Here is a 13,819-nt window from a genome sequence, read left to right as displayed (position 1 = left end):
GGCTCACGAGTGTGCGGCGGATCGGCGGGAGGACTGCACGACGCCGCCCACCCGTTCGACGAGGATGGCCATCTCGTAACCGATCTGGCCGATGTCGCACGACGTCGTGGCCAGCGTCGCCAGGTGCGAGCCGTCGCCGACGCGCATCAGCAGCAGGTACCCGTTCTGCATCTCGACCACGGACTGCAGCACCTGCCCGCCCTCGAACAGCTGCGCGGCGCCGGTAGCGAGGCTGGCCAGCCCGGAGGCCACCGCGGCCAGCTGATCGGCCCGTTCGCGCGGCAGGTGTTCGCTGGCGGCGACGGGCAGCCCGTCGACGGACACCAGCAGCGCGTGTGCCACGCCGGGGACGTCGCGGGCGAAGTTGGTCACCAGCCAGTCCAGTGAGTTGCCGGGTGAGCTCATTCCTGATCGGGTCCTTGATTCGTTTCACGGGCATGCGAGCGTCCGGTGCGCACGCCGCCGAAATGGCTGCTGAAGGAGGCGCGAACCGCGTCGGGGTCGCGCACCGCGGCCGCGTGTTGCGGCTCCCGGCCGGGCCGGGCCGAACCGGATCCGCGATTCGATCCTACGAGGGAGCCGTCGTCCTGGCCGGGGCCGTCCTCTTCGGGGAGGCCGACGCCGTTGGCCGCCCCCGGCACCAGCCGCGCGCCCGGGGTGCGCACCGGCAGGCCGTGCTCGGCGGTGTGCGACTCGACGGGCTTGTCCTCGGCCTCGGCGGCCAACGACCAGCCCCGGTCCCACACCGTCTGCCAATCCAGGTCGGGGCTGTTGACCAGGTCGTGTGGGTCGCCCAGCATCTCGGAGAGCATCCGGCGGTAGATCACGTCGTCGCCGCTGGCCGCCTCGGGTGCCTCGGGCGCCTCGGCGGCCTCGGGGGGCTCGGCCGGCGCACCCAGCGCATCCGCCGCATCGCCGGCGTCGGCCGCGTCGCCGGCGTCCCGACGCGCGGCGAAGAACGCCGAGGTGTCCGACACGGCCGCGGCAGGGGCCGCGGGCTCCTCCGACGGCTCCTGTTCCGGCTCCGGCTGTTTCTGCGTCTCCCACCACGGCGTGGCCAGCTCGCGCCGGTGCCGGCGCGGCTGTTCGGCGGGCGGGGCGGGAACGCCGGTGATGCCGCTGGAACCCGGGTCGCGGCGCGGCAACAACGTGATCGGCGGCGCCGGCGTCTGGGAGCCGTTGGACGTGGTGCCCGCGACGGGGCCGTCGTCTCCGGCGGCCTCACCGGCGGGGTCCGTCGTGGCCATGGCGTTGGCCAGCTGCGTGCTCGGTGACGACACGGCCCGGGCCCGCGGCCCGGCCGCCCGGGAGGCGGCGCCCACGAGCACCGTCGGCGGCAGGTAGATCTCGGCCGTCGTGCCGGTGGCCGCCTCGTTGGGCCCCGGACCGCGCAGCCCGACCCGGATCCCGTGCCTGGCGGCGATCCGGCCGACCACGAAAAGGCCCATGTGGCGGGCGTTGTCGGGGGTGACCTCGCCGCCGGCCTGCAGCCGCATGTTGGCGATGCGCCGGTCCGCGTCGTTCATGCCCAGGCCGGCGTCGGCGATCCGCAGCAGCACCCCGCCGTCGCCGCCGGGCGCCCCGGAAATCCGGGCCGACGTCGTCGGCGGCGAGTAGCGCAGCGCGTTGTCGATCAGCTCGGCGAACAGGTGGATGACCCCACCGGCGACCGCGCCCAGCAGCGTCGCCTCCGGTACCCGGGCGATTTCGACGCGGCGGTAGTCCTCGACCTCGGACACCGCGGCGTTGATGACCGTCGCCAGCGGCACCGGCTCACGCTGGTCACGCGCCAGCTGCGCGCCCGCCAGCACCAGCAGGTTGGCGCTGTTGCGGCGCAGCCGGGCCGCCAGGTGATCCAGCCGGAAGAGGCTGTCGAGACGGTCGGGATCCTCTTCGTTGCGCTCCAGCCGGTCGATGAGCTGCAGCTGCTGATCGACCAGCGACCGGCTGCGCCGCGACATCGTCTCGAACATGTCGTTGACCAGCAGCCGCAACCGGGCCTCGTCACCGGCCAGCAGCAGGGCCTGGGTGTGCAGCTCGTCGACGGCGTGGGCGACCTGACCGATCTCCTCGGTGGTGTAGACCGGCAGCGGCTGCGGGATCGGCTCGGCGCCACCGGCTTTGACCAGCGCGACCTCCTCCTCGAGGTCGGTGTGGGCGACCTTGAGCGCGCCGTCGCGCAGCACCCGCAGCGGCACCACGAGCGCGCGCGCCACCAGCAACACGATCGCCAGCGCGACCACGATCGCGGCCAGCACCACGACGCTGTCGACAATCGCGTCCTTGCGCCGGTCGTCGGCCTGGGCGTGCACCGCCTTGGTCACCGACGCCGTGGCGTCCTTGACGACCTGTTCGGCGATGCCGTCGGTGGTCCGTATCGAGCGCAGCAGCTCGGGGTTGTCGACGAGCGGGCTGGCCGGGTCGGACATGATCGCCATCCGGGTCACCATCTGCTGCTGCAGCGTCTTGGCTTCCGGCGAGCCGGCGCCCAGCACCTCGCTCATCCCGAAAAGCGTCGACGGCTCGGTGCCGGCCAGAGTGATCATCGAGGTGCGCAGCTGCGGCTCGGGCAGGTCCGCGCCCCGGGTCACCAGGATCTCCTGCATCGTCATCTGGCCGCGGGCCCCGACCGCCCGGCTCAGCCCCTGCGCCACGGCCCGGATCTTCTCGTCGTCGACGCGCACCGAGGCGTTGATCACGTCCTCGGCCGTCAACAGCAGCGGCGCGTACGTCGTCACCCGCTCCCGCAAACCGATGCTGTTGTCGGCGACCTTCTCCAGCAGCGCCTGGCCGCCGTTGAGCAGGGTGCTCACCGCCGACCGGACGTCGGGCGTGACGTCGGTGTCGGCCAGCCGCGCCGCAAGCTCGCCCTTACGGGCCTCGAAGTTCTTCTTGGCGCCCTCGACGTCGCGGTTGGTGGAGCTCGCCAGCAGGGCGACGTCCAGCGCCGACATGTATTTGGTGATCGCCGGCAGCACGTCGGCGCGGGCCGCGGCCAGCCGCAGGTCACCGGAGTTGGCCATCGCGGCGTTGACCCGCAGGGCGCCGAAAACCGTCGCCAAAACCAGCGGGACCAGCACAATCGCCAAGACCTTCCAGCGCACCGGCCAGTTGCTCAGCGACCAGGCGGGCGGGCGTTTCACCGGGGCCGCCGCGGCGGGGGCGTCGGTGGTCTCGGGGGGAACCGCCTCGACCGCGTCGGCCGGGCGGGCGAACATGGTCACGCGGTCGCGGCCGGTGCCCCGGCCGCTGCGCTGACGCTCAGCGCTGAAGGAAACGACAGCCTCATGAAACTTCCTGCTTTATTCACACCCCGGCCCGCGCAGAGAGGCGCGAGCGGAAACGCCTGGCAATCCGACGAGTATGACAGCCCGCGGCCCAGGTCACCAGAATTGTTACTGAGCAGACGGAGCCCTTCAAGGGCTGCCGCTACACCGGCGGGCAGCTCTGGCAAACGCGCCGGGTGACCGGTGCGGACGGCTTTGCCATGATCGGCGGGTGTTCAAGCTGATGTTCGTCACCCCGCGCATCGCGCCCAACACCGGCAACGCCATCCGGACCGCGGCGGCCACCGGCGCGCAGTTGCACCTGGTCGAGCCGCTGGGCTTCGACCTGTCCGAACCCAAGTTGCGGCGGGCCGGCCTGGACTATCACGACCTGGCGTCGGTCACAGTGCACCCGTCGCTGCCGGCGGCGTGGGAGGCGCTGGGCCCGGCGCGGGTGATCGCGTTCACCGCGCACGCGACCACGTCCTTCGCCGCCGTCGACTACCGGCCCGGCGACGTGCTGATGTTCGGGCCCGAACCCGACGGGCTGGACGCGGCGACCCTGGCCGACGCCCACATCACCCACCGGGTGCGCATCCCCATGCTGGCCGGCCGGCGCTCGCTGAACCTGGCCAACGCGGCGGCCATCGCCGTGTACGAGGCCTGGCGCCAGCACGGCTACCGCGGGGCCGTCTGACCGATGAGTTCCGGGCCGCGCGCGAGTCAGCATTGACATGGCTACTTTCATCACGATCGGCTACGGGGACGCGGCCGGGTACGACCGCGTGAGCGACGATTGCAAGAAGGCCGCGCACGCGCGCGACGACGAATTGCGCGCGGGCGGTGTGCTGGTCGGAATCGCGGGGCGCCCGGTTCGGGTGCGCAATCCGGAGGGCTCCGGCCTGCGGACCGAAGCCGGGCCGTACCTGCAGTCGGCGCTGCCGATCGCCGGGTTCGCGGTGCTGGAGGCCGACGACCTCGACGCGGCGATCGAGCGGGTGAGCCAGACCCCCTGCGCGATGGCGCACGGGGTCGTCGAGGTGTGGCCCCTGGCGACTTAGGGCCTACCAGCTGTTCCAGTGCGTCAGCTGCTCGGCTGGCAGCCGCTTGGCCGGCCGGAAGTCGGCGCCCTTGGTGTAGGCGATCGGGAACAGCCCGCCCTGGCTGTAGCTGTCGTAGGGGATGCCGAGCACCTCGGCGGCCCGCTTTTCGCCGTCGCGCAGCAGGTGCAGCGTCGTCCAGCAGGAGCCCAGCCCGCGGGAGCGCAGCGCCAGGCAGAAGCTCCACACCGCCGGGAACAGCGACGCCCAGAAAGACACCCCACCCAGCGGGGTCTGGTCCTCTCGGCCCTGGATGCAGGGGATCAGCAGCACCGGCGCCTCGTGCATGTGCTCGGCAAGATAGGTCGCGGAATCCCTGACCTTGCCCATCCGCTCGCCGCGAGTGTCGCCCTCGGGGTATTGGGCCGCCGGCGCGCTGAGGTAGCCCCGGGCATTCGACAGGTAGATGTCGCCGATCGCCTTCTTCTTGTCGGCGTCCTCGACGAAGACCCACTGCCAGCCCTGCGAGTTGGAGCCGGTGGGCGCCTGCAGCGCCAGGTCGAGGCATTCCATCAACACCTCGCGGGGCACCGGCCTGTCGAAGTCGAGGCGCTTGCGAACCGAGCGGGTAGTGGTCAGGACTTCGTCGACGGACAGGTTGAGGGTCATGAGTGGGAGACTACCGTCGGGCTAGATTCGTGCCATGAGCGTCGAACTGACACAAGAGGTTTCCAGCAGGCTTATCTCCGATCACTACGGATGGCTGACGACGGTCGCAAAATCGGGGCAACCGATCCCGCGGCTGGTCTGGTTCTATTTCGACGGCGCCACGCTGACGGTGTACTCCATGCCGCGGGCGGGCAAGGTCGCCCACATCAAGTCGCAGCCCAAGGTGAGCCTGAACCTGGACTCCGACGGCAACGGCGGCGGCATCATCGTCGTCGGCGGGGTCGCCACCGTGGATGCCACCGACGTCGACTGCCGCGACGACGAGCCGTACTGGGCCAAGTACAGCGACGAGGCGGCGAAATTCGGCCTGACCGAGGCGATGGGCGCCTACAGCACCCGGCTGACGATCACCCCGACCAAGGTGTGGACGACGCCGACGGGCTAGCGCCCGGGCCGGCCTCTTCCTCGCCGAGAGTGAAACTGTTGCGAGTTTTCGCGAGTTTTTTCGCAACAGTTTCACTTTCGGCGAAGGGACGGTCAGCGGAAGTCGCGTGAGCGCGAGCCGACGGCCAGGGTGATGCGGCCCAACCGCTCGGCGACGACGGTCACTGCGCCACTGGCGTTTTGGACCTGGCCGCGGACCAGCAGCGCCGGCGCCGTGTTGGCCAGCTTGCGGTGCCGGGCCCACACCCCCGGCGTGCAGAGCACGTTGACCATCCCGGTCTCGTCCTCGAGGTTGACGAAGGTCACCCCCTGGGCCGTCGCGGGTCGCTGCCGATGGGTCACCGCGCCGGCGATCAGCACGCGGTCGCCGTCGGGCACGCCGAGCAGCTTCTCGGCGGGCACCACCCCCATCGCGTCCAGGTCGGCCCGCAGGAACTGCGTCGGGTAGCTGTCCGGCGAGATGCCGGTGGCCCACACGTCGGCGGCGGACAGCTCCAGCTCGGTCATCCCCGGCAGGGCCGGAACACGCGACGACGACCCCACCCCGGGCAACCGGTCCGGCCGCTGGGTGGCGGCCGCCCCGGCCGCCCACAATCCCTCCCGCCGGGACATCCCGAAGCAGGCGAAAGCCCCGGCCGTCGCCAGCGCCTCGGTCTGCGGTACGGACAGCTGCAGGCGGGCGGTCAGGTCCAGCAGGGAAGCGAAGGGGCCGTTGGCCTTTCGCTCCTCGACCAGCTGCTCGGCGAGGTCGTCGCCGATATGGCGGACGGCGCCCAGCCCGAGGCGGACTTCCGTCCCGGCATTCTCGAGGGTGGCGTGCGCCAGGCTGGCGGCCACACACGGACCGTGCACCACCACGCCGTGCCTGCGCGCGTCGGCCACCAGCGACTGCGGCGAATAGAAGCCCATCGGCTGGGCGCGCAGCAGCGCCGCGCAGAACGCCGCCGGGTGGTGCAGCTTGAACCACGACGAGTAGAACACCAGCGACGCGAAGGACAGCGCGTGGCTTTCCGGGAAGCCGAAATTGGCGAACGCCTCCAGCTTTTCGTAGGTCCGGTCGATCACCTCGTCGGTGGCGCCGTGCAGCGCGCGCATGCCGTCGTAGAACCGGCCGCGCAGCCGTCGCATGCGTTCGGTGGAACGCTTGGAACCCATGGCACGGCGCAGCTGGTCGGCCTCGGCGGCCGAGAAGCCGGCGCAGTCGACCGCGAGCTGCATCAGCTGCTCCTGAAAAAGCGGAACCCCCAACGTCTTTCGCAACGCCGGTTCCATGGAGGGGTGGTCGTAGACCACCGGGTCGAGCCCGTTGCGCCGCCGGATGTAGGGGTGCACCGACCCGCCCTGGATGGGTCCGGGGCGGATCAGCGCGACCTCCACCACCAGGTCGTAGAACTCCCGCGGCTTAAGTCTCGGCAGGGTGGCCATCTGGGCGCGCGACTCCACCTGGAACACGCCGACGGAATCGGCGCGCGCCAGCATCTCGTACACGGCCGGCTCGGAGAGGTCGAGGCGGGCCAGGTCCACCTCGATGCCCTTGTGCTCGGCCACCAGGTCCTTGGCATAGTGCAGCGCCGAGAGCATGCCCAGCCCCAGCAGGTCGAACTTCACCAAACCTATTGCCGCACAGTCGTCTTTGTCCCATTGCAGGACGCTGCGGTTCTCCATGCGCGCCCACTCCACCGGGCACACGTCGGCGATCGGGCGGTCGCAGATCACCATGCCGCCGGAGTGGATGCCCATGTGCCGCGGCAGATTCCGGATCTGGGTGGCCAGGTCGATCACCTGCTCCGGAATGCCCTCGGCGTCGGGGGAATCCGCCACCCCGTTCCAGCTGCTGATCTGCTTGCTCCACGCGTCCTGCTGCCCCTGCGAGAAGCCCAGGGCGCGGGCCATGTCGCGCACCGCGATCTTGCCGCGGTAGGTGATGACGTTGGCGACCTGCGCGGCGTAGTCGCGGCCGTATTTGTCGTAGACGTACTGGATGACCTTTTCGCGCTGGTCCGACTCGATGTCCATGTCGATGTCGGGCGGACCGTCGCGGGCGGGCGACAGGAAGCGCTCGAACAGCAGCTCGTTGGCCACCGGGTCCACCGCGGTGACGCCGAGGGCATAACAGACCGCGGAGTTGGCCGCCGATCCCCGGCCCTGGCACAGGATGTTGTTGTCCCGGCAGAACCGGGTGATGTCGTGCACCACCAGGAAATAGCCCGGAAACCGCAATTGCGCAATGACTTTCAGCTCGCGCTCGATCTGGGCATAGGCCCGCGGCGCGCCGTCGGGGAGCCCGTAGCGGTCGCGGGCCCCGGCCATCACCAACTGCCGCAGCCAGCTGTCCTCGGTGTGCCCGTCGGGCACGTCGAACGGCGGCAGCTGCGGCGCGATCAGCGCCAGCCCGAACGCGCACTGCTCACCCAGCTCGGCCGCGGCGGTCACCGCCTCGGGACACCAAGCGAACAGCCGGGCCATCTCCGCACCTGACCGCAGGTGCGAGCCGCCCAGCGGGGCCAGCCACCCGGCGGCCGAATCCAGGGATTGCCGGGCCCGGATCGCCCCCATCGCCATGGCCAGCCGGCGCCGCGACGGCCCCGCGAAGTGCGCCCCGGTGGTGACGACGACGCCGACGCCGAAGCGCGGCGCCAGCCCGGCCAGCGCCTCGTTGCGCTCGTCGTCAAGCGGGTGGCCGTGATGGGTCAGCTCGACGCTGACCCGCACGGCGCCGAATCGGTCCACCAGGTCGGCCAGCGCGCGCCGCGCCGCGTCCGGGCCACCGTCGGAAAACGCCTGGCGCACATGGCCTTTGCGACATCCGGTCAGGATGTGCCAGTGCCCGCCCGCGGCCTCGGTCAGCGCGTCGAGGTCGAAGCGCGGCTTGCCCTTCTCGCCGCCGGCCAGGTGCGCGGCGGCCAGCTGCCGCGACAACCGCCGGTAGCCCTCCGGGCCGCGGGCCAGCACCAGCAGGTGCGGCCCGGGCGGGTCCGGCTCCTCGGTGCGGGCGACCGACCCCAGCGACAGCTCGGCACCGAACACGGTGCGCACGTCGAGCTCCGCGGCCGCTTCGGCGAACCGCACCGCCCCGTACAGCCCGTTGTGGTCGGTCAGCGCCAGGGCGCGCAGATCCAGCCGGGCCGCCTCCTCGACCAGCTCCTCCGGCGTGCTCGCCCCGTCGAGAAAGCTGTACGCCGAATGCGCGTGCAGCTCGGCGTACGCGACGGATGAGCGGACCCTCCGGTTGTCGTCCGGCGGCTCGTAGGCCCCGCGCTTGCGCGACAGGGGACCTTCCTCTTCGGGTGCCATGGGCGCGCCCGCGCGGCGCGGCTTGCCGTCGAGCACCCGCTCCATCTCCGCCCAACTCGGCGGTCCGTTGAACCAGCCCACCCACGCAGTCTATCGAATGTATGTTCGATTTCGTAGCGTGTCGCCTGCCGTGAGAGGGTTGGTCGTGCGCAGATTCGAGCCGGTCATCATCGACCCGCGCCGCCACGACGCGGTGCTGTTGGGGTCCGGCGCGCTGGCGACCGAAGCCGTGATGGCGCGGCTGCACGACGCCGGCATCCGCGCCGACGCGGTCGGCTCGCCCGACGCGACCGGGCTGGTGCGGGCCGCCGACCGGCTGGGCGCGCGGCCGGGCCGCTGCGTCGTGATCGCCGCGGAAGCCGCGGACGTCGAGGCCGCCCGGGCCGCCGGGTTCGCCTTGGTCATCGGCGTCGACCCGACGGCCCACCGCGACGAGCTGCGCCGCTTCGGCGCCGACGCGGTCGTCGTCGACCTGGACGAGGTCACCGTGCGAACCGGGGACCGGCGGATGTCGGAACTGCCCGACGCCTTGCAGGCGCTCGGGCTGGCCGCCGGCCTCACCGCCCGGCAGCCCGCGGTGTTCTTCGACTTCGACGGCACGCTGTCCGACATCGTCGACGACCCGGACGCGGCCCGCCCGGCCGCCGGTGCGGCCGAGGCGCTTTCGAAGCTGGCCGCGCACTGTCCCGTCGCGGTGCTGTCCGGCCGCGACCTCGCCGACGTGACCGGACGGGTCGGCCTGCCCGGCATCTGGTATGCGGGCAGCCACGGCTTCGAGCTGACCGCGCCCGACGGAACGCACCACCAGAACGACGCCGCGGCGGCGACGATACCGGTGCTGGAGGGGGTGGCCGCCGAGCTGCGCGAAAAGCTCGGCCCCATCCCCGGGATCATGGTGGAGCACAAGCGATTCGGCGTGGCCGTGCACTACCGCAACGCCGCCCGGGACCGCGTCGGCGAGGTGGCGGCGACGGTGCGCGCGGCGGGCCGGCGCCACGCGCTTCGCGTGACCACCGGCCGCGAGGTCATCGAGCTGCGCCCCGACATCGACTGGGACAAGGGCAAGACGCTGCGCTGGGTGATCGACCACCTGCGGCACGCCGGCTCGAGCCAGCTGATGCCCATCTATCTCGGCGACGACATCACCGACGAAGACGCGTTCGACGCGGTGCGCCACGACGGTGTCCCAATTGTGGTGCGGCACACCGACGATGGCGACCGCGCCACCGCCGCGCTGTTCGCGCTGGACAGTCCCGCGCGGGTGGTCGAGTTCACCGACCGGCTGGCGCGCGAGCTCAGCGATGCCCCCGTGAGTTAGCCGTCGGCGTATTCCACCGCGCCGTCGTCCAGCACCACCCGCGCGTCGGCGCCCTCGCCGGAGGCCTCGGTGCGGAACACCGCCTTGCCCGGGCCGGTCCGCCAGATCAGCGTGGTCAGCGTCTCGCCGGGAAACACCGGCGAGGAAAACCGCGCGTCGATCGAGGTGATGTTGGCCGCGACGCCCCCGCCGAGCTCGGCGAGCAGCGCCCGTCCCGCCACCCCGTAGCTGCACAGCCCGTGCAGGATCGGCTTGGGGAACCCGGCCAGCTCCCGGGCGAACCACGGGTCGCTGTGCAGCGGGTTGCGGTCGCCGGACAGCCGGTAGATCAGCGCCTGGTCCTCGCGGGTGGGCAGCGCGACGCGGGCGTCGGGCTCGCGATCCGGGATCTCCGGCGCGATCGGCCGCTGGCCCGGCTGGCCCCCGAATCCGCCCGCGCCCCGCACGACGAAGGTGGTCGACGTCTCGGCGATCAGCGTCCCCGAGTCCGGGTCGGTGCCGCGACCGCGCAGCATCACGACCGCGTTCTTGCCCTCGCCCTTGTCCTGGATGTCGGTGACCTCGGTGACCACCGACAGCTTGCCCGCGGGCGGCAGCGGCGCATGCAGCCGGATGCCTTGCGATCCGTGTAAGAGCATGGCCCAGTTGAACTTTCCGATCTTGCCCGCCGCCCCGAAGGCCGGACAGCAGATCACCGCGTAGGTGGGCAGCACCTGCTGGGGGATGTCGTGGCTGTTCTCGGTGGTGAACGACAGGTCATCGGTCCCGCAGCCGACGCCCAGCGCGTACAGCAGCGTGTCCCGGTCGGTCCATTCGAACAGCATCGGCTCGGTCACCGCGCCGACGGCAGTCGGATCAATCGCCATACGAGGATCCTCTCAGGTGGAAATCGGGTGGAATTTTCGGCTATTTCTGCACTCAACCATCGCAAACCCTTCCCACCGGCACCGTTGGCAGGGCAGGCTATCGCCATGCGCAATCGCAGCAGGATCAGGATGGCTTCAAAAGCAATGGCCGTGCTTGCCGCAACGCTGATCGTCGGCGCCTGCGGCGGGTCGACGCAGGCGCGCAGCATCACCCTGACCTTCATCCGGAACGCACAGTCCCAGGCGAACGCGGACGGGGTCATCGACACCGAGATTCCCGGTCCCGGCCTCACCGCCGAGGGCAAGGGGCAGGCCCAGCAGGTGGTCCACCAGGCCGGCCACAACCAGTTCGACGCCGTCTACGCCTCGGCGATGGCCGAAGCCCAGCAGACCGCCGCGCCGTTGGCCAGCGAACTGGGCAAGCAGGTCGAGGTGCTGAACGGCCTGCAGTCGATCAACGCCGGCTGGTACAACGGCAAACCCGAAGCGATGGCGAACTCGACGTATCTGCTGGCGCCGACGGGCTGGGTCAACGGCGACGTCCAGAACAGCATCCCGGGGTCGGTCAGCGGCAAGCAGTTCAACGACCAGTTCACCGGCGCGGTCCAGAAGATCTACAGCAGCGGCCACCACAACCCGGTGGTGTTCTCGCAGGGCACCGCGATCATGGTGTGGACGCTGATGAACACCAAGAACGGCAAGAACAGCCTGCTGACCAGCCATCCCCTGCCGAACATCGGCCACGTGGTGATCACCGGCAACCCGGCCGACGGCTGGACGCTGGTGGACTGGGACGGCATCCGCAACTTCACCTGAGCCTCGGGCGGCGCCGGTAGCGACGTAGATCACGGTTGACGTGCGCCACCACCAGGGCCACCATGGCTGAATGCGGTATGTCGTTACCGGCGGTACCGGGTTTATTGGGCGCCGCGTCGTCACTCGCCTGCTGGACGCGCGGCCCGACGCGCAGGTGTGGGTGCTGGTCCGCCGCCAGTCGCTGGGCCGCTTCGAGCGCCTCGCCGCCGAGTGGGGGGAGCGGGCGAAGCCCCTCGTCGGCGAGCTGCCCGAGCTGGCGCTCACCGAGGAGACCGTCGCCGAACTGGGCGAGGTCGACCACGTCGTGCACTGCGCGGCGATCTACGACATCACCGCCGGCGACGCCGAGCAGCGGGCCGCCAACGTGGACGGGACCCGCGCCGTCATCGAGCTGACGCAACGGCTGGACGCCACGTTGCACCACGTGTCGTCGATCGCCGTGGCGGGCGACTTCCGCGGCGAGTACACCGAGGACGACTTCGACGTCGGCCAGCAGCTGCCCACCCCGTATCACCAGACCAAGTTCGAGGCCGAGCTGCTGGTGCGATCGACGCCCGGGCTGCGCCACCGCATCTACCGGCCGGCGGTGGTGGTCGGCGACTCGCGCACGGGCGAGATGGACAAGGTCGACGGGCCCTACTACTTCTTCGGCGTGCTGGCCAAGCTGGCCGTGCTGCCCAAGTTCACCCCGATCATGCTGCCCGACACCGGGCGCACCAACATCGTCCCGGTCGACTACGTCGTCGACGCGCTTGTCGCCCTCATGCACGCCGACGGCCGCGACGGGCAGACGTTCCACCTGACCGCGCCGAAAACCATTGGGCTGCGCGGCATCTACCGCGGTGTCGCCGAGGAGGCCGGGCTGCCCCCGCTGCGCGGATCGCTGCCCCGCTCGGTGGCGACGCCGGTGCTGAAGGTGAGCGGGCGCGCCAAAGTGGTGCGCAACATGGCGGCCACCCAGCTGGGCATTCCCGCCGAGGTCCTCGACGTCGTCGACCTGGCGCCGCAGTTCGTCAGCGACGAGACCCGGAAGGCGTTGCGCGGCACCAACATCGACGTGCCCGAATTCGCCGACTACGCACCCAAGCTGTGGCGCTACTGGGCCGAGCACCTCGATCCCGACCGCGCGCGTCGCGACAATCCCGCCGGGCCGCTGGTGGGCCGGCACGTCATCATCACCGGCGCATCCAGCGGGATCGGCCGGGCGTCGGCGATCGCCGTCGCGGAGCGCGGTGCGACGGTGTTCGCGCTGGCCCGCAACGGCGACGCGCTCGACAAGCTGGTCGCCGAGATCCGCGCCAACGGCGGTCAGGCGTACGCATTCACCTGTGACATCACCGATTCCGTGTCGGTGGAGCACACCGTCAAGGACATCCTGGGCCGGTTCGACCACGTCGACTACCTGGTGAACAACGCCGGCCGGTCGATTCGCCGCTCGGTGGTCAACGCGACGGACAGGATGCACGACTACGAACGGGTGATGGCGGTCAACTACTTCGGCGCGGTGCGCATGGTGCTGGCGCTGCTGCCGCACTGGCGCGAGCGGCGATTCGGCCACGTCGTCAACGTCTCCAGCGCGGGCGTGCAGGCCCGCAACCCGAAGTACAGCTCGTACCTGCCCACCAAGGCGGCGCTCGACGCGTTCGCCGATGTGGTCGCCTCCGAGACGCTGTCCGACCACATCACGTTCACCAACATCCACATGCCGCTGGTCCGCACGCCGATGATCGTGCCGTCGCACCGGCTCAACCCGGTGCCGCCGATCAGCCCCGAGCGCGCCGCCGCGATGGTGGTGCGCGGGCTGGTGGAGAAGCCGGCGCGCATCGACACCCCGGTGGGCACGCTGGCCGAGGCCGGCAACTACTTCACGCCCAGGCTGTCGCGCCGGATCCTGCATCAGCTGTACCTGGGCTACCCCGACTCGGCCGCGGCCCGCGGCGTGGTCACCGCCACCGAGCCGGCCGCGCCCCGCCCGTCGCGCCGCAAGCCGAAGCGCCCGGTGCGCGCCGTCGCCCGCGGCATCCGCGCACCCCGACCGGTCAAGCGGCTGGCGCGGCTGGTGCCCGGCCTGCACTGGTAAATCGGCGTCCCGCTGGCCGTGAGCGC

Annotated in this window: 11 protein-coding genes; 6 read left to right on the top strand and 5 right to left on the bottom strand. The window is 71.1% G+C overall.

Going from position 1 to position 13,819, the window contains the following annotated elements:
- Nucleotides 1-3 precede the first annotated feature (3 nt).
- Both OQ968_RS17575 and OQ968_RS17570 read right to left on the bottom strand, forming a co-directional pair.
- Nucleotides 4-405: a serine protease inhibitor gene (locus OQ968_RS17575; protein ID WP_324680130.1), complete on the bottom strand. Its 402-nt coding sequence runs from the start codon at nt 403-405 to the stop codon at nt 4-6.
- Complete coding sequence (locus OQ968_RS17570; protein ID WP_420715941.1) at nt 402-3,224, bottom strand: ATP-binding protein; 2,823 nt, start codon at nt 3,222-3,224, stop codon at nt 402-404. Before OQ968_RS17570 ends, OQ968_RS17575 begins: the two co-directional genes overlap by 4 nt.
- 274 nt (nt 3,225-3,498) lie before the next feature.
- Between OQ968_RS17570 and OQ968_RS17565 the strand changes: the two genes are divergently transcribed.
- Nucleotides 3,499-3,963 carry a tRNA (cytidine(34)-2'-O)-methyltransferase gene (locus OQ968_RS17565; RefSeq protein WP_324680125.1) on the top strand — a complete coding sequence of 155 codons (465 nt, stop codon included), beginning with the start codon at nt 3,499-3,501 and terminating at the stop codon, nt 3,961-3,963.
- A 37-nt stretch (nt 3,964-4,000) separates the two neighbouring features.
- Nucleotides 4,001-4,327 carry a YciI family protein gene (locus tag OQ968_RS17560; RefSeq protein WP_324680123.1) on the top strand — a complete coding sequence of 109 codons (327 nt, stop codon included), beginning with the start codon at nt 4,001-4,003 and terminating at the stop codon, nt 4,325-4,327.
- A 3-nt stretch (nt 4,328-4,330) separates the two neighbouring features.
- Here the strand turns inward: OQ968_RS17560 and OQ968_RS17555 are convergent, their stop codons facing one another.
- Entirely contained in the window at nt 4,331-4,975 is a 645-nt protein-coding gene (locus tag OQ968_RS17555) for a nitroreductase family protein (RefSeq protein ID WP_324680121.1), read from the bottom strand.
- Between the two features lie 34 nt (nt 4,976-5,009).
- On the opposite strand from OQ968_RS17555, the gene OQ968_RS17550 reads away from it, so the two are divergent.
- Nucleotides 5,010-5,420: a TIGR03667 family PPOX class F420-dependent oxidoreductase gene (locus OQ968_RS17550; RefSeq protein ID WP_324680119.1), complete on the top strand. Its 411-nt coding sequence runs from the start codon at nt 5,010-5,012 to the stop codon at nt 5,418-5,420.
- Between the two features lie 92 nt (nt 5,421-5,512).
- Here the strand turns inward: OQ968_RS17550 and OQ968_RS17545 are convergent, their stop codons facing one another.
- Nucleotides 5,513-8,794, bottom strand: a complete 3,282-nt coding sequence (locus tag OQ968_RS17545; protein WP_324680117.1) for an error-prone DNA polymerase — start codon at nt 8,792-8,794, stop codon at nt 5,513-5,515.
- Between the two features lie 64 nt (nt 8,795-8,858).
- Here OQ968_RS17545 and otsB point away from each other — a divergent pair, with 64 nt between their 5' ends.
- Nucleotides 8,859-10,031 (top strand): trehalose-phosphatase, encoded by a 1,173-nt coding sequence (otsB, locus tag OQ968_RS17540; protein ID WP_324680115.1) that lies wholly within the window; start codon nt 8,859-8,861, stop codon nt 10,029-10,031.
- On the opposite strand, the gene OQ968_RS17535 is transcribed toward otsB, so the two are convergent.
- Nucleotides 10,028-10,897, bottom strand: coding sequence for a MaoC family dehydratase (locus OQ968_RS17535; RefSeq protein ID WP_324680113.1), 870 nt, complete (start codon nt 10,895-10,897; stop codon nt 10,028-10,030). The genes otsB and OQ968_RS17535 overlap by 4 nt on opposite strands.
- 105 nt (nt 10,898-11,002) lie before the next feature.
- On the opposite strand from OQ968_RS17535, the gene OQ968_RS17530 reads away from it, so the two are divergent.
- Nucleotides 11,003-11,713: a histidine phosphatase family protein gene (locus OQ968_RS17530; protein WP_324680111.1), complete on the top strand. Its 711-nt coding sequence runs from the start codon at nt 11,003-11,005 to the stop codon at nt 11,711-11,713.
- 70 nt (nt 11,714-11,783) lie between these two features.
- Nucleotides 11,784-13,793, top strand: a complete 2,010-nt coding sequence (locus tag OQ968_RS17525) for an SDR family oxidoreductase (protein ID WP_324680109.1) — start codon at nt 11,784-11,786, stop codon at nt 13,791-13,793.
- Nucleotides 13,794-13,819 lie beyond the last annotated feature (26 nt).

This window comes from Mycobacterium sp. 663a-19, assembly GCF_035616495.1.
Lineage (GTDB): Bacteria > Actinomycetota > Actinomycetes > Mycobacteriales > Mycobacteriaceae > Mycobacterium.
The sequence above is the reverse complement of the archived record's forward strand: the minus strand, read 5'-3'. Positions and strand labels throughout refer to the sequence as shown.

Coding starts and splice junctions, on each gene's coding strand:
- OQ968_RS17575 (WP_324680130.1), bottom strand. CDS start 405: ATGAGCTCACCCGGCAACTCACTGGACTGGCTGGTGACCAACTTCGCC.
- OQ968_RS17560 (WP_324680123.1), top strand. CDS start 4,001: ATGGCTACTTTCATCACGATCGGCTACGGGGACGCGGCCGGGTACGAC.
- OQ968_RS17535 (WP_324680113.1), bottom strand. CDS start 10,897: ATGGCGATTGATCCGACTGCCGTCGGCGCGGTGACCGAGCCGATGCTG.
- OQ968_RS17525 (WP_324680109.1), top strand. CDS start 11,784: ATGCGGTATGTCGTTACCGGCGGTACCGGGTTTATTGGGCGCCGCGTC.
- OQ968_RS17555 (WP_324680121.1), bottom strand. CDS start 4,975: ATGACCCTCAACCTGTCCGTCGACGAAGTCCTGACCACTACCCGCTCG.
- OQ968_RS17530 (WP_324680111.1), top strand. CDS start 11,003: ATGCGCAATCGCAGCAGGATCAGGATGGCTTCAAAAGCAATGGCCGTG.
- OQ968_RS17550 (WP_324680119.1), top strand. CDS start 5,010: ATGAGCGTCGAACTGACACAAGAGGTTTCCAGCAGGCTTATCTCCGAT.